17 protein-coding genes are annotated in these 19,179 nt (G+C 73.7%); 7 read left to right on the top strand and 10 right to left on the bottom strand.

Annotated features, from left to right (window positions below; all coding sequences use genetic code 11):
* Positions 1 to 10: 10 nt before the first annotated feature.
* Both ACGFIK_RS08170 and pknB read right to left on the bottom strand, forming a co-directional pair.
* Positions 11 to 871: a deoxyribonuclease IV gene (locus ACGFIK_RS08170; protein WP_393338373.1), complete on the bottom strand. Its 861-nt coding sequence runs from the start codon at positions 869 to 871 to the stop codon at positions 11 to 13.
* A complete protein-coding gene (gene pknB, locus ACGFIK_RS08165) occupies positions 871 to 2,859 on the bottom strand; it encodes a Stk1 family PASTA domain-containing Ser/Thr kinase (RefSeq protein ID WP_327024812.1) in 1,989 nt (662 codons plus the stop codon). The genes ACGFIK_RS08170 and pknB overlap by 1 nt, the downstream gene beginning before the upstream one ends.
* A 153-nt stretch (positions 2,860 to 3,012) precedes the next feature.
* On the opposite strand from pknB, the gene ACGFIK_RS08160 reads away from it, so the two are divergent.
* Positions 3,013 to 3,396: an Rv2175c family DNA-binding protein gene (locus ACGFIK_RS08160; RefSeq protein WP_327024813.1), complete on the top strand. Its 384-nt coding sequence runs from the start codon at positions 3,013 to 3,015 to the stop codon at positions 3,394 to 3,396.
* A gap of 51 nt (positions 3,397 to 3,447) precedes the next feature.
* Here the strand turns inward: ACGFIK_RS08160 and ACGFIK_RS08155 are convergent, their stop codons facing one another.
* Together ACGFIK_RS08155 and ACGFIK_RS08150 are read right to left on the bottom strand one after the other, a co-directional pair.
* Entirely contained in the window at positions 3,448 to 4,530 is a 1,083-nt protein-coding gene (locus tag ACGFIK_RS08155; RefSeq protein WP_327024814.1) for a polyprenyl synthetase family protein, read from the bottom strand.
* A gap of 9 nt (positions 4,531 to 4,539) precedes the next feature.
* On the bottom strand, positions 4,540 to 4,929 hold the full coding sequence (locus ACGFIK_RS08150) for a helix-turn-helix domain-containing protein (RefSeq protein ID WP_393338368.1): 390 nt from the start codon (positions 4,927 to 4,929) through the stop codon (positions 4,540 to 4,542).
* 289 nt (positions 4,930 to 5,218) lie between these two features.
* Here ACGFIK_RS08150 and metF point away from each other — a divergent pair, with 289 nt between their 5' ends.
* The gene (gene metF / locus ACGFIK_RS08145; protein ID WP_357529858.1) at positions 5,219 to 6,136 is read left to right on the top strand and encodes a methylenetetrahydrofolate reductase [NAD(P)H]; all 918 of its coding nucleotides are present in this window, start codon (positions 5,219 to 5,221) and stop codon (positions 6,134 to 6,136) included.
* A gap of 43 nt (positions 6,137 to 6,179) precedes the next feature.
* Positions 6,180 to 6,869: a CDP-alcohol phosphatidyltransferase family protein gene (locus ACGFIK_RS08140; protein WP_327024818.1), complete on the top strand. Its 690-nt coding sequence runs from the start codon at positions 6,180 to 6,182 to the stop codon at positions 6,867 to 6,869.
* A gap of 70 nt (positions 6,870 to 6,939) precedes the next feature.
* On the opposite strand, the gene ACGFIK_RS08135 is transcribed toward ACGFIK_RS08140, so the two are convergent.
* The 6 genes from ACGFIK_RS08135 to ACGFIK_RS08110 are packed head-to-tail and all read right to left on the bottom strand — an operon-like array spanning position 6,940 to position 12,262.
* On the bottom strand, positions 6,940 to 8,427 hold the full coding sequence (locus ACGFIK_RS08135) for a phytoene desaturase family protein (protein ID WP_393338366.1): 1,488 nt from the start codon (positions 8,425 to 8,427) through the stop codon (positions 6,940 to 6,942).
* A 56-nt stretch (positions 8,428 to 8,483) separates the two neighbouring features.
* On the bottom strand, positions 8,484 to 9,611 hold the full coding sequence (locus tag ACGFIK_RS08130; protein ID WP_393338364.1) for a glycosyltransferase: 1,128 nt from the start codon (positions 9,609 to 9,611) through the stop codon (positions 8,484 to 8,486).
* Positions 9,608 to 10,465, bottom strand: coding sequence for a carotenoid biosynthesis protein (locus tag ACGFIK_RS08125; protein ID WP_327024821.1), 858 nt, complete (start codon positions 10,463 to 10,465; stop codon positions 9,608 to 9,610). The genes ACGFIK_RS08130 and ACGFIK_RS08125 overlap by 4 nt, the downstream gene beginning before the upstream one ends.
* On the bottom strand, positions 10,462 to 11,025 hold the full coding sequence (locus ACGFIK_RS08120) for a GNAT family N-acetyltransferase (RefSeq protein WP_327024822.1): 564 nt from the start codon (positions 11,023 to 11,025) through the stop codon (positions 10,462 to 10,464). Before ACGFIK_RS08120 ends, ACGFIK_RS08125 begins: the two co-directional genes overlap by 4 nt.
* A complete protein-coding gene (locus tag ACGFIK_RS08115; RefSeq protein ID WP_357529852.1) occupies positions 11,022 to 11,777 on the bottom strand; it encodes a monooxygenase in 756 nt (251 codons plus the stop codon). The genes ACGFIK_RS08120 and ACGFIK_RS08115 overlap by 4 nt, the downstream gene beginning before the upstream one ends.
* Positions 11,774 to 12,262 (bottom strand): YbaK/EbsC family protein, encoded by a 489-nt coding sequence (locus ACGFIK_RS08110; protein WP_357529851.1) that lies wholly within the window; start codon positions 12,260 to 12,262, stop codon positions 11,774 to 11,776. The genes ACGFIK_RS08115 and ACGFIK_RS08110 overlap by 4 nt, the downstream gene beginning before the upstream one ends.
* Before the next feature lie 468 nt (positions 12,263 to 12,730).
* Between ACGFIK_RS08110 and ACGFIK_RS08105 the strand changes: the two genes are divergently transcribed.
* The 4 genes from ACGFIK_RS08105 to ACGFIK_RS08090 all read left to right on the top strand — a co-directional run bounded on the left by ACGFIK_RS08105 (position 12,731) and on the right by ACGFIK_RS08090 (position 19,164).
* Positions 12,731 to 13,180, top strand: coding sequence for an SAV_6107 family HEPN domain-containing protein (locus ACGFIK_RS08105; protein ID WP_357529850.1), 450 nt, complete (start codon positions 12,731 to 12,733; stop codon positions 13,178 to 13,180).
* 157 nt (positions 13,181 to 13,337) lie between these two features.
* Positions 13,338 to 14,072 (top strand): hypothetical protein, encoded by a 735-nt coding sequence (locus tag ACGFIK_RS08100; RefSeq protein WP_393338359.1) that lies wholly within the window; start codon positions 13,338 to 13,340, stop codon positions 14,070 to 14,072.
* A gap of 46 nt (positions 14,073 to 14,118) precedes the next feature.
* Positions 14,119 to 15,708 (top strand): DNA polymerase Y family protein, encoded by a 1,590-nt coding sequence (locus tag ACGFIK_RS08095; RefSeq protein WP_393338356.1) that lies wholly within the window; start codon positions 14,119 to 14,121, stop codon positions 15,706 to 15,708.
* A gap of 72 nt (positions 15,709 to 15,780) precedes the next feature.
* Positions 15,781 to 19,164, top strand: coding sequence for an error-prone DNA polymerase (locus tag ACGFIK_RS08090; RefSeq protein WP_393338354.1), 3,384 nt, complete (start codon positions 15,781 to 15,783; stop codon positions 19,162 to 19,164).
* Positions 19,165 to 19,179 lie beyond the last annotated feature (15 nt).

Raw genomic sequence — 19,179 nt, 5'->3', positions numbered from 1 at the left:
GTGGGGGGTGTTAGGGGAGGAGGCGGCGGAGGGTGGTTATGTCGGTGGCGTGGCCTTCGTGGTGGGTGGTGGGGGTTTCCACGAGGATGGGGACGCCGGCGGTGGCGGGGTGACGCATCAGTTCGGCGAAGGCGGGCTCGCCGATGTTGCCCTTGCCGATGTTCTCGTGCCGGTCCCGGGTGGAGCCGCACAGGTCCTTCGAGTCGTTGGCGTGCACCAGCCGGAGCCGATCCGCGCCGACGGTCGCCACCAGGGTGTCCAGGGTCTCGGTCATGCCGCCTTCGGCAGCCAGATCGTGCCCGGCGGCCCAGGCGTGGCAGGTGTCGAAGCAGACCCCCAGCCATGGGTGCCGGTCCACCGCGTCGAGGTAGGGGCCGAGGTGCTCCACCCGGCTGGCCAGCGACCGGCCGCCGCCCGCGCTCGGCTCGACCAGCAGCATCGGCCCGCCACTGTCGGCCGCCGAGTCCAGTAGCGGCAGCAGGGATTCGCGTACCTGCCGCATGGCCGCCTCGGCGTGCCCGGCGTCCACCGCGCTGCCGGCGTGGAACACCACTGCGCGAGCACCGATCGCGGTGCCCCGGCGCAGGGCGTGGGCCAGGCTCTGCCGGGACCGTTCGACCGTGGCCGGGGTCGGTGAACCCAGGTTGACCAGCAGCGAAGCGTGGATGTAGACGGCCGTGCCCCGCTCGGCGCAGCCGTCGCGGAACAGGGCGTCCTGCCCGGGGTCACCGGCCGGCATCGCCCAGCCCCGGGAGTTGCCGACGTACACCTGGGCCACCTCGGACCCGGCGGCGTCGAGGTACGGCAGTGCCGCCTTCGCCAGTCCACCCGAGGTGGGGGTGTGCGAGCCGATCGGCCGGTGGCTGGTCATCAGAAGCACCCGATGGTGATCTGGGTGCCGGGGGCCACCTGCGTGTTCTCGGGCGGGTTCTGGAACCGGGCCACGGCCGCCGGGTTGAACTGCACCGCCACCGGGAAGCCCTGGCTCTCCAGCACCTGCTTGGCCTGCTGACAGGGCAGGTCGATGACCCGGGGTACGGCCACCAGCGGTGGACCTTCGCTGACCTCCAGCCGGACCTGGGCACCCTTCTCCACCCCGCTGCCGTCGGCCGGGCTCTGCCCGAGCACCTCGTCGCGGGGCTTGTCGGACTGCTTGTAGGTCGGTTCCACCAGGACCAGGCCGAGCTGGGCGATCTGGGTACGGGCCTCGTTGAGGCTCTTGCCGACCAGGTTCGGCACCGTGATCGGGGCGCGGCCCTTGCTCAGGATGACGGTGATCTCGTCGCCCGGCTCGACTTCCTTGCCGGCCTCCGGCTTGGTGGCCACCACCACGCCTTCGGGCAGGCTGTCGTCGTACCGGGCGTTGCCCTTGACGATCTTCAGTTGGGCGTTGACCAGGTCGGTTTCGGCCAGGTCGAACTCCTTGCCCACCACGTCGGGCATCGGGAACCGGGCCGGCCCCAGCGACAGGGTCAGGGTGATGGTGCCGCCCTTGAGGATCCGGGCGGCCGAGGCGGGCTCCTGCGCCACCACCCCGTCGCGCGGGATCTGCTCGTCGTGGCGCGGGTCGGCGTACTTCAGGGTGAAGCCGCCCTGCGCCGCCTGCGCCTCCGCCTGGGCCTTGGTCATGCTGACCAGTTGCGGGGCGGTGGTGTAGCGGCCCACCCCGAACCACCAGCCGCCGAGGGCGGCCACCAGGCCGAGGACGACCACGACGGCGGCGACCGCGAGACGTCCGTTCGACTCGCCCAGGAGACGGGTACGCCATTCGGCGAGTTGGGCCCACCGATTCCCGTCGCCGTCCGGGGCCGCCCGACGACGTCCCCGGGCGGGTGCCCCACCCTCGGGCAGCCGGGCCCAGGTGGGCCGCTCGGCGGGGCGGACCGCCGCCACCATCATGGTGGGCTGGGCGACCACCGGGTCGTCGGCCACTGCGGACAGCATGGCGGTCTGGGCGTTGGCGTTGCCGATTCCGTCCCGGGCCACCTGCACCTCGGCCAGCAGCGCCCCGGCATCGACCGGCCGGGTAGCCGGGTCACGGCGGGTGGCCCGGGCCACCAGGTCGTCGAGCACCCTGGGCAGGCCGGGTACCAGGGTCGAGGGCGCGGGGACGTCCCGGTCGACATGCTGCCAGGCGATGTCGATCGGCCGGTCACCGTCGTACGGCACCCGGCCGGTCAGCATCTCGAACAGCACGATGCCGGTGGAGTAGACGTCCGTACGGGCGTCGGCCCGGCCGGTGGTGACCAGCTCCGGGGCGACGTACGCGACCGTGGCCATCAGCTGGTTGCCGCTGTCGTGGTCGGTGCTCGCCTCCACGGCCTGCGCCAACCCGAAGTCGGTGACCTTCACGACGCTGTCGACCAGGTTGGCCGGACCGCCGCTGGGTGCCTCGGCGACGAGCACGTTCTCCGGCTTGACGTCGCGGTGCACCAGCCCGGCCCGGTGCGCGGCGGCCAGGGCGGCCAGGATCTGCTCGGTGATGGCCAGCGCCTCGTCCGGGTTGAGTCGGCGCCGCTCGGTCAGCACCTCCCGCAGGGTGCGCCCCCGGACGTACTCCATGACCAGGTACGGCCGCCCGGCGTGGGTGCCCTGGTCGTAGACCGCGACCACGTTGGGGTGGGTCAGCCGGGCGATGGTCTTCGCCTCGTCGCTGAACCGGTCGACGAAGCTGGCCAGACCGGCCCGGTCCGTCGGCCCCGATGTCGAGTGAATGATCTTGACCGCCACGATGCGTTCGAGTCGTTCGTCCGTGGCGGTGTACACGGTCGCCATGCCGCCACGAGCCACGCGACCGCGGATGCGGTAGCGCCCGTCGATCAGCGAGCCCAGCAACGTGTCGGCGACCTGTGTGTCCATCGGCAGCGAGTCTATGTGTCGGGGGATGAAGGTTGAACAGGATGCTACCGCCGAGCGAGCCTCCCCGGGTCCGCCGTGGTGTCACGGACGGTGGTCGATCCTGGTCAGGGAGGCTGTTGACCCGGTGCCGGGAGGACGTGGCAGGGTGGTCGGGTGACCGACTCCGTACCCACCGACAACGCCGCGCCGGGGGCCACCCCCGCCGGGCCGACGGACTGGCTGACCCTGCCGGACGTCGCCGAGCGGCTCGATCTGCCGATCAGCAAGGTGCACCAGAAGATCAGGGACCGGGAACTGATCGCGGTACGCCGCGACGGTGTCCGCCGGATCCCGACCGACCTGGTGGCCAACGACACCGTGCTCAAGCACCTGCCCGGCGTGCTCAACCTGCTGGCCGACGCCGGTTACGACGACGAGGCGGCGCTACGCTGGCTCTACGAGCCCGACCCGACCCTGCCGGGCGGCACCCCCGCCACCGCCCTCGCCGGCGACCAGGCCCGCGAGGTGAAACGCCGCGCCCAGGCCCTCGGCTTCTGACCCACCCCACCCCTCACCCCGCCCTCGCCGTACGGAGGCGGGGTGAGGACGTCAGTCGGTGCGGCGGGTGGCGGCTATGGCCAGGTCGACCAGGGACTGGCGGGCTTCGGTGTCCAGGTCGACGGCGCTCAACGCGGCCAGGGCGGCGTCGGTGAGGGTGACGATGCGCTGCTCGGTGCGGGCCAGGGCGCCGGTGGAGGTGATCAGGTCCCGTAGTCGGACCACCCCGGTCTGGTCCAGCTCCGGGTCGCCCAGCCCGGCGAGCAGGACGGCCCGGTCGGCCTCGTCAGCCGCTTCCAGGGCCGCCGCCACCAGGTAGGTCCGCTTGCCCTCGCGCAGGTCGTCGCCGGCCGGCTTGCCGGTCTGGGCGGGATCACCGAAGACTCCCAGGACGTCGTCGCGCAGCTGGAACGCCTCACCCAGCGGCAGCCCGTACGCCGAGTAGGCGACCCGTACGTCGGCGGAGGCGTCGGCCAGCGCCGCGCCGATCAGCAGGGGTCGCTCGACGGTGTACTTGGCCGACTTGTACCGGGCCACCTTGCTGGCCCGCTCCAACGAGGTGTCCCCGGTGGCCTGGGTCACCACGTCGAGGTACTGCCCGACGGTGACCTCGGTACGCATCTCGTCGAAGTCCGGCCGGGCCCGGGCCACCGTCCGGGGATCCAGCCCGGCGGAGTGCAGCAGCTCGTCGGACCAGACCAGGCACAGGTCGCCCAGCAGGATCGCCGCCGCGTCGCCGAAGCCGTCCGGAGAGCCACCCCAGCCGGCCGTGCGGTGCCAGGTGGCGAATCGGCGGTGCACCGCCGGCTCACCCCGCCGGGTGTCCGAGCGGTCCATCAGATCGTCGTGGATCAGGGCGCTGGCCTGGACCAACTCCAGGGCGGCCAGGGCGGTGACCACCGCGTCGGTGTCCACTCCGCCGGCTCCTCGGTACCCCCAGTAGGCGAAGGCGGGCCGTAGCCGCTTGCCGCCGCCCAGCACGAACGCCTCGATCGCGTCGGCGACCGGCACCAGGGCCGCATCGAGGTCGGTCATCCACGATCGGCGGCCGGTGAGGAAGTCGGAGAGGGCCTGGTCCACCCGTTGGCGGAGGCCGGCCCGGTCGACCGGAGAGACAGGAGCAGCGTGGGTCACGTCCCGACGCTAGTAGGCCGGATCGCGGCGCGCCGACCCACCCACGTTCCGGCGCGTCGCGACTCGCCGGGGGATCCGGGTCGGTGGGCGCGCCGAAGCCGGTCGGCAGGGCCCGCGTCGCCGCTCCCGGTCGCCGGCCGCCGCTGCCGGTCCGCCGGCCTCGCCCGGGTCGGCCGGCGGATCGGAGGGTACGCCGAGCACGGCGGCCAGCCAGCCGTGCCAGAACCGGCCGGGGGTACGCCGCTGGCGCTCCCATCGGGAGATCTCGTGCCGGCTGAGGGTCGGCACCCCGGCGGCGGCGCACAATTCGGCGGCCAGCCGGGACTGGCTCCACCCTCGGGCCAGCCGTAACCGGGTCAGTGGCGGCCCGGACAGCGGATCGGGCGGGTGCGGGAACATCGGTCCTCCGGAGGGTCGACACGCGGGATGGTCGGCCCGGACTCGGACCACCCATCGGTGGATCATGACCCCCGCGCGGCCCCCTGCGGTCCGCAGACCACCCGCGCTGAACAACAGATATCCGAGGGGTCCGACGTTTTCCCGTCCGGCGAACTGGACCCGGCCCGGACCGGTAACAGGCCCGGGCCACACCGGAGAACTGGGCCGGGGGCGCCTGGACGGTCGGGCAGTGATCCCTGGCAGTGGGAAGCGGATAGGGATCCGTGGACTCTCCGGCTAGAGTCGATGCGTGGCGCTCGGTCTACCCTCGGTCCTCCCGAATCCGCAACCAGCGATCGGGGAGCTGGTCCGTGACTGCCAGCCGACCTTCTCCTTCGAGTTCATGCCGCCGAAGACGGCGGAGGGCGAGCGGCAGCTCTGGCAGGCGATCCGCGAGCTGGAGCCGTTGCGGCCCTCGTTCGTCTCGATCACCTACGGTGCCGGCGGCACCACGCGGGACACCACTGTCTCGGTCACCGAACGGGTGGCCACCGAGACCACCCTGCTGCCGATGGCTCACCTGACCGCGGTCAACCACTCGGTGGCCGAGCTGCGGCACGTGATCGGGCGGCTGGCCGGTGTCGGGGTGCGCAACGTGCTGGCCGTGCGGGGTGACCCGCCCGGTGACCCGACCGGCGAGTGGGTCCGGCACCCCGAGGGCGTCGACTACGCCGAGGATCTCGTCCGCCTGGTACGCCGCTCGGGCGACTTCAGTGTCGGGGTGGCCGCCTTCCCGTACCGGCATCCGCGTTCGCCGGACATCGCCACGGACACCGAGCACTTCGTCCGCAAGTGTCGGGCCGGTGCCGATTTCGCCATCACCCAGATGTTCTTCGACGCCGAGGAGTACCTCCGCCTGCGGGACCGGGTGGCCGCCGCCGGCTGTGACACCCCCATCCTGGCCGGGGTGATGCCGGTGATCCGCATCGGCACGATCGAACGCTCCGTGCAACTGTCTGGGGCCCCCTTCCCGCCGGCGCTGGCCGAGCGGTTCGAGCGGGTCGCCGACGACCCGGAGGCGGTCCGCCGGCTCGGCATCGAGCAGACCAGCGAGATGTGTCAGCGGCTGCTCGCCGAGGGTGTTCCGGGCATCCACTTCATCACCTTCAACCGGTCCACCGCGACCCGGGAGATCTGGCAGAACCTGCGGGTGGGCGCCTCGAAGTGAGCTCGACGGCGCGATACCTCAGCGCCGCCGCGACGGTTGAACCGTGGTGGGCAGACAGCTGAACTGGAACGAGTACGCCACCGCGTGGGCCCGACTGCACGGTGGGTTCGACCCCCGTGCCGCCACGCCGGTGGTACGCGGTTGGCTGCGTCTGGCGTACCATCTCGGGTTTCTGCTGGGCCGGCTGCGGGTCGGTCCGACCGCGGTGACGGCGGTCGGCGTACTCCTCTGCCTCTGTGTGCCGTTGTTCGCGGTCCGTCCCGGTGACGGTCCGTTCCTCGGCGCCCTGTTCGTGTTGCTCGCCTCGGTGGCCGACAGTGTCGACGGGGCGGTGGCGGTGGCCACCGGGCGCACGACCCGGCTCGGCTATGTCTACGACTCGCTGGCCGACCGGATCGGTGAGGTCGCCTGGCTGGCGGCGTTCTGGCTGGTCGGTGCGCCGGGTGCGCTGGTCGTCGCGGCCGGCGCGCTGTCCTGGCTGCACGAGTACGTCCGGGCCAGGGCGGTCGCCGCCGGGATGCGGGAGATCGGCGCGGTGACGGTGGGGGAGCGGCCCACCCGGGTCTGCGTGGCCCTGGTGGGGCTGCTGCTGGCCGGCCTGACCGGGCTGATCCAGCCGGATCTGGCGGCCGGCACCATCACCATGGCGACCGCGGTGTGGGTGCTGCTGGCCGCCTTCGGGCTGGGGCAACTGCTCTCCGCGGTACGTCGGGCGTTGCTCGACGCCGACTGACCGCCTCCCGGAGTGTTAACAAGGGGCCCTTCCTCTACCCGAGGCGTTAATAAGGTGCCCTTCCTTGCACCTACCAGGCGGGGCCGACGGCATCGGCGACGATCTGGGCGGACAGGGTCACCATCGGCAGGCCGCCGCCCGGGTGACTGGAGCCGCCGACCAGCCACAGGCCGCGCGCCGGTCCCCGGTTGGCCGGCCGCAGCAGGCCACCGGCGGTGCCGTAGATGGTGCCGCCCGGGGCGCCGGTGGCGGTGGCCAGGTCGGCCGGGGTCCGGATGTCCTGGAACACCAGCCGGTCGCGGACCTCCACGCCGCGCTCGGCCAGCACCTCCAGGATCCGATCGGCGTACGCCTGCGCCAGCCCCGGTCGACGCCAGTCGATCGCGTCGGGGGTGGTGCCCTGGCGGGCGGCGTTGACCAGCACGAACCACGCCTCGTGGCCCTCCGGGCGGACCGCCGGATCGTCGGCCACCGTGACGAAGATCGTCGGGTCGGCGGCCGGCCGGGCCCGGATCCCCCGACCCGGGTAGCCGAAGACCGCGTCGAACTCGGCGTCGTAGTCGCGCGGGAAGAAGACGTTGTGGTGGGCCAGCCCGCTGTCCCCGCGTACGCCGAGCAGCAGCACGAAGCCGGCCAGGCTGCGGTCGGTGAGCCCGGCCAACCGGCGGGGGTCCGGCAGCAGGTCACGGTAGACCGTCAGGGCGTCGACATTGGCCACCACCACGTCGGCGGGGATCGGGGCGCGCTGGTCGGCCACGCGTACCCCGTGCACCCGACCGCCGGTGGCGTCGATCCGGGTGACCGTGGTGCCGGTACGCACCACCACCCCCAGGTCCAGGCAGCGCGACAGCAGGGCGTCGGCCAGGGTGCCCAGCCCGCCACGCAGGTACCAGCCGCCGAAGGCCAGTTCGGCGTAGGGGACCGCGACCAGGGCGGCCGGGGCCCGACGCGGATCGGCGCCGGTGTAGGTGGCGTACCGGTCCAGCAGCATCCGCAGTCGAGGATCGGACAGGTGGGACCGGCCCAGTCCGCGCAGGCTCTGCCCGGGGCGGATCGCCGCCAGGTCGCCCAGCCGCCAGGCCAGTCGGGCCAGGTCCCGGGGGGAGTCGACCCGGCGGCGCAGGATGTCGTGTTCGCTGGCCCGCCAGACCCGGGCGGCGCGCCGCCACAGCCGCTGCCAGTCCGCGGCGGCCCGGTCACCGAAGGCCGCGCCGATGCGGGCGGTGAACTCCGCCGGGTCGGCGCAGGAGTCCAGCACCGGAGCACCGTCGGGGAAGACGTGCCGCACGATCGGGTCCAGCGGCACCAGGTCCAGGTATTCGTCCAGCTTCGCCCCGGTGGCCTCGAACAGCTCGTGGAAGACCTCGGGCAGGGTGAGCAGGCTGGGCCCGGTGTCGAAGTGGAACTGGCCCGAGGGGGTGTCGCGGGTGTGTCGTCCCAGCTTGCCGCCGACCGTGTCGGCCTGCTCCAGAACGGTCACCTGGTGCCCGGTGACAGCCAGCCGGGCGGCGGTGGCCAGCCCGCCCACCCCGGCCCCGACGACCACGATCCGCGCCATGCCGCGTCCTCCCCTGACCGTGTCGAGGTCCCTGCTCCGCACCCGCCGAGGCGGAGCTAGCCGACCGGACGGCCGCGCCAGGACAGGCGCCGCCGCTTGCGCAGATGGTACGACCGTACGGTCAACCAACCGAGGACCGCGACCGACACGGGGTGGCTCAGCGCGTCGGGCCAGGCCCGCCCGCCGGTGGCCCGGGCGCTGACCACCCGTCCCACCACCCCCGCCAGGTACGTCAGGGCGGCCACCCCGGCCAGGGCCGGTGCCCCGGCCAGCAGGGCGGCCACGGCGACCAGCGGCGGCGCGGTGTAGAGCAGGAGCAGCAGCCCTACCACCAGCGCGGCGGCCAACGGATGCCCGAAGGTGGCCCACAGGGACTTGGTGTAGCCGTCACGCAACTGCGGCCAGGTGTCGTACATCCGGCAGGTGGCCAGCCGGGAGCCGTCGGCCAGGGCGATCCGGCCCCCGGCGCGTTTCACCGCCCGGGCCAGCTCGATGTCCTCCAGCACCCGGTCGGCGACCGCGGCGTGCCCCCCGGCCCGCAGGTAGCCGGCCCGGTCGACGACCAGGAACTGCCCGCCGGCCGCGGCCAGGGAGGGCCGCGGCGAGCCTTCCATCGCCCGCAGCGGCAGGAAGGTCAGCCACAACCACTGCAACAGCGGCTGCACCAGCCGGTCGGCCACCGTCCGCACCACGATCTTCGGGTACGGCGACAGCAGGGTCACCCCGGCGGCGCGCAGTTCGGTGACCGCCGCCGCCACGGCGTACGGGCGGAGCACCACGTCGGCGTCGACGAACACCAGCACCTCGGCCGACTCCTCGGCGTGGCCGGCCAACTGCCAGCAGGCGTGTGGCTTGCCCAACCAGCCCGGTGGTGGGGCGATCCCGGTGTGCAGGGTGACCCGGGGATCGTCGCCGACCAGGGCGCGGACCACCTCGGCGGTGCCGTCCGTGGAGCCGTCGTCGAGCACCACGATCCGCAGCCCGGGTACCCCACGCTGGGCCAGCAGCGCCCGCAGGCAGGGGGTTACCCGGTCGGCCTCGTCGCGCAGCGGCAGCAGCACGCTCACCCGTTCGCCGGTCCGCACCGGCCGGTCGGTCGGGCGACGCAGCCACCGGCCGGCGTTGACCAGGGTGTGCCCGGTCAACATGACGACGAGGAGTAGTACGACGAGCGGCCCGGTCATGCCGTGACGTCGGCCCGGGTGCGCTCCGCGCCGGCATGGTCGTCGCCGGTCCGGCGGCTGCGCAGCAGCGTCACCGCCAGGGGCACCGCGATCACCGCCATGCCGACACCGCCCCACAGGGCGGAGGCGGGCAGGTCCAGGAAGACCGCGTGGGCCAGCACACTGGAGGCGTACGTCCACAGGTAGAGGGCGTACATCGGTCGGTCGCGGGCGTCCGTGTCGAGCACGGCGGACCCGGCCAGCGGACGCAGGGCGGTCATCACCAGCACCGCGAACAGCAGCCAACCCAGGTAGTTGCTGACCGGGATGCCGGCCAGTCCGGGCAGCGCCGGGGTGGCGTCGCGCCACACCCAGTGCCCCTCGGCGACCATCTGGGGATCGAGGAAGAGGTCCCAGGTGGCCAGCCCCAGGGTGGCCAGCCCGATCCGCGCCGGCCACCGCCACCACCCGGGTGCCGTGCCGCCGCCGATGATTCGGGTCGCCACCAGCCAGGCCGGCCAGGACATCCAGGTCCAGGCCAGCGGGATGATCAGTGGCACTCCGGCCAGTTTCGGTCCGAGTTGGCCGGAGTAGTCGTAGCTGCCGAAGGGGAAGCCGGTGGCCACCCCCAGGGCCTCGATGGCGAAACCGCCGCCGGTGGCCAGGGCGACGAGCGCCAAAGCGGTACGGGGTCCCCGGCTGAGCAGGGCGTGCCCGACCGAGAGCAGGTAGCCGAGCACGACGGTGGCCACGGTCAGCCGGGCCCGGGTCGACCCCTCGGTCAGCGGGTAGCAGATCTGCGCCAGCACCAGCAGGGCCAGCAGCACCCAGGGGTAGACCGCCCGCAGGGAGCGGGTCGGTGCGGCTGCGGTCATGGCCGTACGGGTGGCTGCTCGGCGGCCAGGGGCAGATCCCGGCCGAGCACCCCGAACGGGCGCTCGTCGCCGGGAAAGCGGAAGTCGCGCAGCAGGTCGACGAAGCCGAACCGGCGGTACAACCGCCAGGCCCGGGAGGTCTGCTCGTCGGCCTCCGGAGTGGACAGCAGGGTGGTCGCCCCCTCGGCCAGGGTCAGCAGGGCCCGCAACTGCCCGGCCCCCAGACCATGCCCCTGTGCCGGTGGGCTCACGTGCAACTCGACCACCTCGAAGCAGTCGGTGAGCCAGCGTCGGCGGGCGGCCGGGTCGAGGGCCCGCCAGACCTGGTCGTGCCACCACTGGCCGGCGCTGCCGGTGTAGCCGTACCCGAATCCGGCCAGGTGGCCCTCCGCGGTCAGGCTGGCCACGGCGCGGAAACCGGGCCGGCGTACGTGGGTGGCGATGTAACCGCGTCGGCCCGCCAGCAGGTCGGCGCGGTAGCCCATGGCCTCGCCGTAGACGGTCACCACGTCGTCCAGTCGCCGGAGGAGATCGTCCGGTGTCCACCGCACCAATCTCATGCCCGTCCACCCTTCGCCGGGTCTGCGTCGACCCACCCCAGTACCGTCCGGTCACCGATCACGTCACGCACCTCGAACCGGGCGAAGAGTTCCTCCGCGTACCATCGCGCGGTCTCCGTCCGGGTGATCGCGGCCCGGTGCTGCGGGTGACGGTACGCGAACCCCACCAAGTCCGCCGGATCGCGCCACACGCTCACCGTGCCCTGCCAGCCCAGCGGCGCCTCACCGACACCGAAGCGGGCCAGCAGGCCGGGTGCGGCGTGCAGGGCGGCGGCCACCGGGGGGACCGCCCGCCAGAAGGTGAGGGCGCGGGTGGGTCGCAACCGGGCCCGGGTCAGGGCCAGCACCGGCCCGGTCACCCGGCCGCCGGCCGGCTCACCGAAGGGCCGCCGACCGGACCACTCACCCCGGCTGCTCAGCGGCCGCAGGTCGAGCCGGACACCGGCGGTGGCGATGTCGGACCAGGCCCGGCCCACCGGTGAGTCGGCGAACCGGGTGGCCGCGAGAGGGGAGTCCCACACCGTCAACGCCGCCCAGCGGGTCGGGTCGGCGTCGCCCGGCCCGAAGCCGGTGCCGGTCCCGGTGCCGAGCAGCTTGCCGAACCGTACGCCGGGCAGGGCGCGCAACCGGCGCGGGTCCCGCGCCATCCGCAGCAGCGCCCGACCCACGGCGGTACGCGGGATCCGCCACACGTGCAGAGTGACCAGTTGGGGGACCTGTTCCGGCCCGTTCACGCCGCCGCGCTCGTTCACGCCACGTCGGTCGGGGTGCCGCCGGTGATCCGCAACAGTTCGGCGTACGTGCTGGGGAAGACCGCCTGGGGTACGCCACCGGCGGCCCAGATCTCGTCGTACTTGTCCAGGGCGTTGTCCACCAGGGTGCGCAGCGGCTGCGGATGGCCCACCGGGGCGACCCCGCCGATCACCTGGCCGGTGTGCTCCTTGACGAACTGCGGCGTGGCCCGGCGCAGCCGGGTGATGCCGAACCGGGCGGCCAGGCCGGTGGTGTCCACCCGGTGCGCGCCGGAGGTCAGCACCAGCAGCGGTGCCCCGTCGGCGTCGAAGACGAGGGAGTTGGCGATGGCGCCCACGTCGACGCCGAGCGCCTCGGCGGCGGCTGCGGCGGTGTGCACGGCGTCGGGCAACAGGCGGACCGTGGCCGGGGCGTCGGAACCGTTGCGCGCCTGGGCGGCGTCGAGGGCGTCCTGCACGGCCCGGACATTCGGGTGTGACTGCATCCCGCCATTCTTCCCGGTACCCGTCCAGACGGTGCAGCCGGCCAGGGTGCATCCGGTGGCCGGACAGGTCGGCGCGTCACACGTTGCATTTTCGTCGGGGGGAGGGTGTACTGTCAGCAGCAGTTAGAACGAGTGTTCGATTGAGTCGAACGTTCGTTCCAACCCTCCTCGGGGTGGGTGTTTCGCGGCACCTGACCCTGAGAGGTGCGGTACCGCGGACCGCACCGGGCTTCGGGCAGTCGCGAGTCCGGACCCATCAGGCAGGACCGTCGTCCGCCGCCCACGACCCCCGGGCGGCGGACGACGGACCCGCCGGTACGCCGGCCGGGTGTGGTGTGGGGAAGCTCCACACCCGGCCGGCCACCCCATCTGGTGCGTCTTCCTCCGCACCGCCCGCTGCGGGTGCCCCGCGCCGACGGAACTCCTCCGCCGCGCGGTCGCCCGCCCCGGTCCGCCTGGAGGAGTGACATGCCGACCAGCCCGGCCCAGGTGCCGACGGTGCCCGCGCACGTGTTGCCACACCGCACCCCCGCCCAACTACTGGCGGTGGCTCGGCAAGGGCTCGCCGAAGCCGCCCGGACGAGCCCCGAGGGTCTCCGGTACGCCACCGCCCACCTGGCGGCCCTGCGCGCCGCCGCCGCGGTGCTCGCCGCCCGGGCCCGCCCCGCGCCGACCCGCCGTAGCCGGATCACCAGTGTCTGGGTCCTGCTCGCCGGTGTCGCCCCCGAGCTGCACGAGTGGGCCACCTACTTCGCCCTGGCCGCCGGCAAGCGGGCCGCCGCCGAGGCCGGCATACCCCGGGTGGTCACCGCCCGGGAGGCCGACGATCTGCTCCGCGCCGCGGAGGATTTCGTGGCGGTGGTGGAGTCCGCACTCGACCTGGTCCATCAACCGGCCATCGAGGGGCTCGTCGCCTGAGTCGCGGCGTCCGGTCACCACCGGCGGGACACCAGGCTGACCGGACGCCGTCAGGGCCCTCCCTGGCCGACCATGCCACCTCGGCACCTTCTTATCTGATCAACGACAGCACCATCCCCGGGCCGGTGCCCGGGGCGACACGACGGGGGTAGATCCGATGGCGGGCCGCATGGTCGTCGGTTCCGCCGCGCTGGCCGAGTTGGTGCGCCCGGCCAGCGCCCCCGATCCGGCGGGCGGCCACCGGACGCTGCCGGTGCGGCCCGAGTTGAGCGGGTTGTTGCCCGGCCGAGGGCTGCGCCGGGGCAGCACCATCGCGGTCGGTGCCGGGCAGTCCCGGCACAGTGGCACCACCTCACTGCTGTTCGCCCTGCTGGCCGAGGCCTCCCGCACCGGCTCATGGTGCGCGGTGGTCGGGTTGCCGACCTTCGGAGCCGGCGCGGCGGCCGAGGCCGGGATCGCCCTGGACCGGCTGGCCCTGGTGCCGCAGCCCGGCCCGGAATGGCCCACCGTGGTCGCCGCGCTCATCGACGGGGTCGATGTGGTGGTCACCGCCGTACCGGCCACGGTCTCCGCCTCCGTCGCCGGCCGACTGGCCGCCCGGGCCCGGCAACGCGGCAGCGTGCTGGTGCCCTACGGCCGGTGGGAGGGCGCGGATGTGACCCTCCAGGTGGTACGCGGGGTGTGGGAAGGACTCGGGTCGGGTCGGGGTCGGCTGCGTCGCCGCGAGGTGACCATCTCGGCGCGTGGCCGGGGGGCGGCGGCCCGCCCCAAGGAGGCCAAGGTCTGGTTGCCCGGTGCCGAACTGACCCGGGTCATCCCCGGGCCCGCCACTTCCCGCAGCGAGTCCACCAGCAGCCGCGCGGCCGTCATGCGCCTGTGGTCGTCGCGATGAGGGTTCCGTGGCGCATCCGGCACCCCGCCGGGTGGGTGAGGCTGACATGAGTGCGGTCGTCCGGACCCTGCTGCTCTGGTGTCCGGACTGGCCGGTGCTGGCCGCCGAGATCATCGACGGGGTGCCGGCCACCGGACCGGTGGCGGTGCTGCACGCCAACCGGGTCCTCGCCTGCTCCGAGCAGGCCAGGGCCGAGGGGGTACGCCGAGGGCTGCGTCGGCGGGAGGCCCAGGGGCGCTGCCCGGGGCTGACCGTCGTCGACCACGATCCCGGGCGGGACGCGCGGGCCTTCGAGCCGGTGGTGGCCGCGGTCGAGGAGGTGGCGGCCGGGGTCGAGGTGATCCGCCCCGGAGCCTGCGCGTTGCCCGCCCGGGGGCCCAGCCGCTACCTCGGCGGTGAGGAGGCGGCGGCCGAACGGATCGTCGAGCATGTCGCGCAGAGCTGCGCGGTGGAGAGCCAGGTCGGCATCGCCGACGGGGTGTTCGCCGCCGGGTTGGCCGCCCGACAGGGGCGGATCGTGCCGCCCGGCGGAACCCCGGAGTTCCTGTCCACCCAGCCCGTCGAGGCCCTGGGCCGGCCGCCCCTGGCCGACCTGCTGCGCCGACTGGGGGTGCGTACCCTCGGTGACTTCGCCGCCCTGTCCGCCGGTGACGTGTTGGCCCGGTTCGGCTTCGACGGGGCGCTGGCCCACCGGATGGCCGCCGGGCGGGACGACCGCCCGCTCGCGGTCCGGCGCCCGCCCGCCGACCTGACGGTCACCGCCGACCTGGACGAGCCGATCGAGCGGGTCGACGTCGCGGCGTTCGCCGCCCGGACCCTGGCCGAACGGCTGCACGAACGGCTCGCCGGGCACGGGCTGGCCTGCACCCGGCTCGGCATCGAGGCGGTCACCGCGCACGGCCAGGAGTTGCACCGGGTCTGGCGGCACGACGGTCTGCTGAGCGCGGCGGCGATCGCCGACCGGGTCCGCTGGCAACTGGACGGCTGGCTGACCGGGGCCCGCCGGGGCGGCCCGGCCCGGCCCACCGCCGGGATCATCCGGCTGCGGTTGGTGCCGGACGGGGTGCTGGCCCAGGCCGGCCTGCAACCCGGGCTGTGGGGCGAGACCGGCGAGGAACGCGAGCGGGCACATCGGGCGCTGACCCGGGTGCAGGGCCTGCTCGGCCCCGAGGCGGTGGTCACCGCCGTGCTCGGTGGCGGTCGCTCCCCGACCGACCAGGTACGGCTGGTCCCATGGGGCGACGAACGCGCCCCCACCCGCCCCGCTGCCGCCCCGCTGCCGTCCTGGCCGGGGCGGCTGCCGCCGCCTTCGCCGGCGGTGGTGCTGCCCACTGCGCTCGCCGTACACGTGTGGGATGCCGCCGGTGAACCGGTGACGGTGAGCGCCCGGCTGGCGATGAGCGCCCCGCCGGCCCGGCTGAGCACCGACGCGACCGTGGAAGCCCTGGTCCGGGTAGGCGTGGGCAGGGGAGTCGAGATCGTCGGCTGGGCCGGTCCGTGGCCGGTCGACGAGCGGTGGTGGGCCCCGACCGAGGCCCGTCGCCGAGCCCGCTTCCAGGTCTGCCTGGCCGACGGCACCGCACTCCTGCTCGCCGTCGAGCACGGCCGATGGCTGCTGGAGGCGATCTATGACTGACGTGAATCCTGGTACGAAACGGCCCTCCCGGGGGCCGGCACGTACCAAGATCGTGGCGGCGAGGTGGGGACGGTGAGTTTCCACAACCCACGGCTGCCGTGGTCGGAGCTGGAGCGGGTGCTCTCCGGACGGTCGGGCAAGGGGAGAGGTCGGGGGAGTGAGCAGGGTGCCGGGGAACGGCATCTGCATGTGGTGGATCCACTCGCGATCGATGCCGACGGGGGCGACTCGCCGGCCTGGAACCGGCGCCGGGAGCACTACAGTCCGCCGGAGCTGACCCGACCCGACGGGGTGCTGCCGTACGCGGAACTGCACGCCCACACCAACTTCAGCTTCCTCGACGGCGCCAGCCATCCGGAGGAACTGGTCGAGGAGGCCATCCGGCTGGGGCTCACCGCCCTGGCCGTCACCGACCACGACGGCTTCTACGGTGTGGTGCGCTTCGCCGAGGCGGCCCGCGCGCTGCACCTGCCGACGATCTTCGGGGCGGAGCTGACCCTGGGCCTGCCCGGCCCGCAGAACGGGGTACCCGACCCGCACGGCAAGCACCTGCTGGTGCTGGCCCACGGCCACGAGGGGTACGCCCGGCTGGCCACCACCATCGCCCGCGCCCACCTGCGGGGCGGGGAGAAGGGCCGCCCGGTCTACGGCGACCTGGAGGAGATCGCCGCCGACCTGCGGGACCACGTGCTGGTGCTGACCGGCTGCCGCAAGGGGCACGTGCCGGCGGCCCTGCTCACCGAGGGGGTCGAGGCGGCGGCCCGCGAGCTGGACCGGCTGACCGCCCTGTTCGGGGCGGAGACGGTGGCGGTGGAGCTGACCGACCACGGGCATCCGGTCGACGAGGACCGCAACGAGGCCCTGGCCGAGCTGGCCGCCGCCGCCGGGCTGCCCACGGTGGCCACCAACAACGTGCACTACGCCGCCCCGGGGCGACGGCGACTGGCCACCACCCTGGCCGCCGTACGGGCCCGGCGCAGCCTGGACGAGATGGACGGCTGGCTACCCGCCGCCGGCACCGCCCACCTGCGCTCCGGGGCCGAGATGGCGGCCCGGTTCGCGGCCTACCCGGGTGCGGTGGCCCGGGCCGCCGAGTTCGGCGCGGAACTCGCCTTCGACCTGCAACTCGTCGCACCGCAACTGCCGGCGTACCCGGTGCCGCCGGGGCACACCGAGATGAGCTGGCTGCGGCAGCTCACCGAGGCCGGTGCGCGGGAACGCTACGGCCCCCGCGCGGCCCACCCGCAGGCGTACGCGCAGCTCGACCACGAGCTGAACATGATCGAGGCGCTGGGCTTCCCGGGCTACTTCCTGGTGGTCTACGACATCGTCGAGTTCTGCCGCCGGGCCGACATCTACTGCCAGGGCCGGGGCTCGGCGGCCAACTCGGCGGTCTGCTACGCCCTGCGGATCACCAATGTGGACGCGGTCCGGCACCGGTTGCTGTTCGAACGCTTCCTGGCCCCCGAACGCGACGGCCCGCCCGACATCGACGTGGACATCGAGTCCGACCGCCGGGAGGAGGTCATCCAGCACGTCTACGCCCGCTACGGCCGGGAGCACACCGCCCAGGTGGCCAATGTGATCTCGTACCGGCCCCGGTCGGCGGTGCGGGACGTGGCCAAGGCGTTCGGTTTCTCCCCCGGTCAGCAGGACGCCTGGAGCAAGCAGATCGACCGGTGGGGTGAGGTGGCCACGGCGGACGTGCCGGAGATCCCCGAGCAGGTGATCGCGTACGCCAACGAGGTGCAGACGTTCCCCCGGCACCTGGGCATCCACTCCGGGGGCATGGTGATCTGCGATCGGCCGGTGATCGAGGTGTGTCCGGTGGAGTGGGGGCGGATGCCCGGCCGCAGCGTGCTCCAGTGGGACAAGGACGACTGCGCCGCCGTCGGCCTGGTCAAGTTCGACCTGCTGGGCCTGGGCATGCTCTCGGCGCTGCACTACGGCTACGACATGATCGGGATGAGCCTGGATCTGGGCGACATGAGCCTGGACGATCCCGAGGTCTACGACATGCTCTGCCGGGCCGACTCGGTCGGGGTGTTCCAGGTGGAGAGCCGGGCCCAGATGGCCACCCTGCCCCGGCTGAAGCCGCGCGAGTTCTACGACCTGGTGGTCGAGGTGGCGCTGATCCGGCCCGGCCCGATCCAGGGCGGCTCGGTGCACCCGTACATCCGGCGCAAGAACGGGCAGGAGCCGGTGACGTACGCCCATCCGCTGATGCGCAACGCCCTGGAGAAGACCCTGGGGGTGCCGCTGTTCCAGGAGCAGTTGATGCAGCTCGCCATCGACCTGGCCGGGTTCGACGCGGCCGAGGCCGACCAGTTGCGCCGGGCGATGGGGGCGAAGCGTTCGGTGCAGCGGATGGCCCGCATCGCCGATCGGCTCTACGCCGGCATGGCGCAGCGGGGCATCACCGGTGAGTTGGCCGAGGACGTCTACCGCAAGCTCACCGCCTTCGCCAGCTACGGCTTCCCGGAGAGCCACGCGATGAGCTTCGCCTACCTGGTGTACGCCAGCTCCTGGCTCAAGCGTTACCACCCGGGTCCCTTCCTGGCCGCGCTGCTGCGCGCCCAGCCGATGGGCTTCTACTCGCCGCAGACCCTGGTCGACGACGCCCGCCGGCACGGGGTGCAGGTCCGCCGACCGGACATCAACGCCAGCGGGGTGCAGCCGGTGCTGGAGTCCACCCCGGACACCCGGTGGGGCAGCCAGCCGGGGGAGCCGCCCCACGCCTGGGGGCTGGGCGGGCCGGCCGTACGGCTGGGGCTGTCGGGTGTGCGTACCCTCGGCGAGCCGGTGGCCGAGCGGATCGTGGCCGAGCGGACGGCGCACGGGCCGTACCGGGACATGTCGGATCTGGCCCGGCGGGTGGGTCTGACCGCCGCCCAACTGGAGGCCCTGGCCACCGCGGACGCCTTCGCCTGTTTCGGTCTGACCCGGCGGCAGGCGCTGTGGGCGGCCGGCGCGGCGGCCCAGGACCGACCGGACCGGCTGCCCGGCACGGTGACCGGCGCGGCGGCGCCCACCCTGCCCGGGATGGAGGCGGTGGACCGGCTGGTCGCCGACGTGTGGGCCACCGGGTTGTCCCCGGAGAACCATCCGGCCCGGTTCATCCGCCCCCAGTTGGAGGCGATGGGTGCGGTACCGATCGACCGGCTGGGCCGGGTGGAACCGGGTCGGCGGATCCGGGTCGGGGGGATCGTCACCCACCGGCAGCGGCCGGCCACCGCGGGCGGGGTCACCTTCATCAACCTGGAGGACGAGACCGGGATGCTCAACGTGACCTGTTCGCCGGGGTTGTGGCAGCGGCAGCGGCGGGTGGCCCGGACCAGCGCGGCGCTGGTCGTACGGGGGCGGCTGCAACGACACGAGGGGGTGACCAACCTGGTCGCCGACCGGTTGGAGGCCATCGAGCCACCGGTCCGTCCGGCCTCCCGCGATTTCCGCTGAGGCGGGTGGGTCCGC

The sequence above is a fragment of the Micromonospora sp. NPDC048871 genome (assembly GCF_043198155.1).
GTDB lineage: Bacteria > Actinomycetota > Actinomycetes > Mycobacteriales > Micromonosporaceae > Micromonospora.
This window is presented reverse-complemented; position numbering and strand designations above follow the sequence as displayed.

Excerpts from the sequence above, each read along its gene's own strand:
- ACGFIK_RS08100 (WP_393338359.1), top strand. The coding sequence starts at position 13,338 with ATGGCGGGCCGCATGGTCGTCGGTTCCGCCGCGCTGGCCGAGTTGGTG.
- ACGFIK_RS08110 (WP_357529851.1), bottom strand. The coding sequence starts at position 12,262 with ATGCAGTCACACCCGAATGTCCGGGCCGTGCAGGACGCCCTCGACGCC.
- ACGFIK_RS08130 (WP_393338364.1), bottom strand. The coding sequence starts at position 9,611 with ATGACCGGGCCGCTCGTCGTACTACTCCTCGTCGTCATGTTGACCGGG.
- ACGFIK_RS08170 (WP_393338373.1), bottom strand. The coding sequence starts at position 871 with ATGACCAGCCACCGGCCGATCGGCTCGCACACCCCCACCTCGGGTGGA.
- ACGFIK_RS08150 (WP_393338368.1), bottom strand. The coding sequence starts at position 4,929 with ATGTTCCCGCACCCGCCCGATCCGCTGTCCGGGCCGCCACTGACCCGG.
- ACGFIK_RS08095 (WP_393338356.1), top strand. The coding sequence starts at position 14,119 with ATGAGTGCGGTCGTCCGGACCCTGCTGCTCTGGTGTCCGGACTGGCCG.
- pknB (WP_327024812.1), bottom strand. The coding sequence starts at position 2,859 with ATGGACACACAGGTCGCCGACACGTTGCTGGGCTCGCTGATCGACGGG.
- ACGFIK_RS08135 (WP_393338366.1), bottom strand. The coding sequence starts at position 8,427 with ATGGCGCGGATCGTGGTCGTCGGGGCCGGGGTGGGCGGGCTGGCCACC.
- ACGFIK_RS08105 (WP_357529850.1), top strand. The coding sequence starts at position 12,731 with ATGCCGACCAGCCCGGCCCAGGTGCCGACGGTGCCCGCGCACGTGTTG.
- ACGFIK_RS08125 (WP_327024821.1), bottom strand. The coding sequence starts at position 10,465 with ATGACCGCAGCCGCACCGACCCGCTCCCTGCGGGCGGTCTACCCCTGG.
- ACGFIK_RS08120 (WP_327024822.1), bottom strand. The coding sequence starts at position 11,025 with ATGAGATTGGTGCGGTGGACACCGGACGATCTCCTCCGGCGACTGGAC.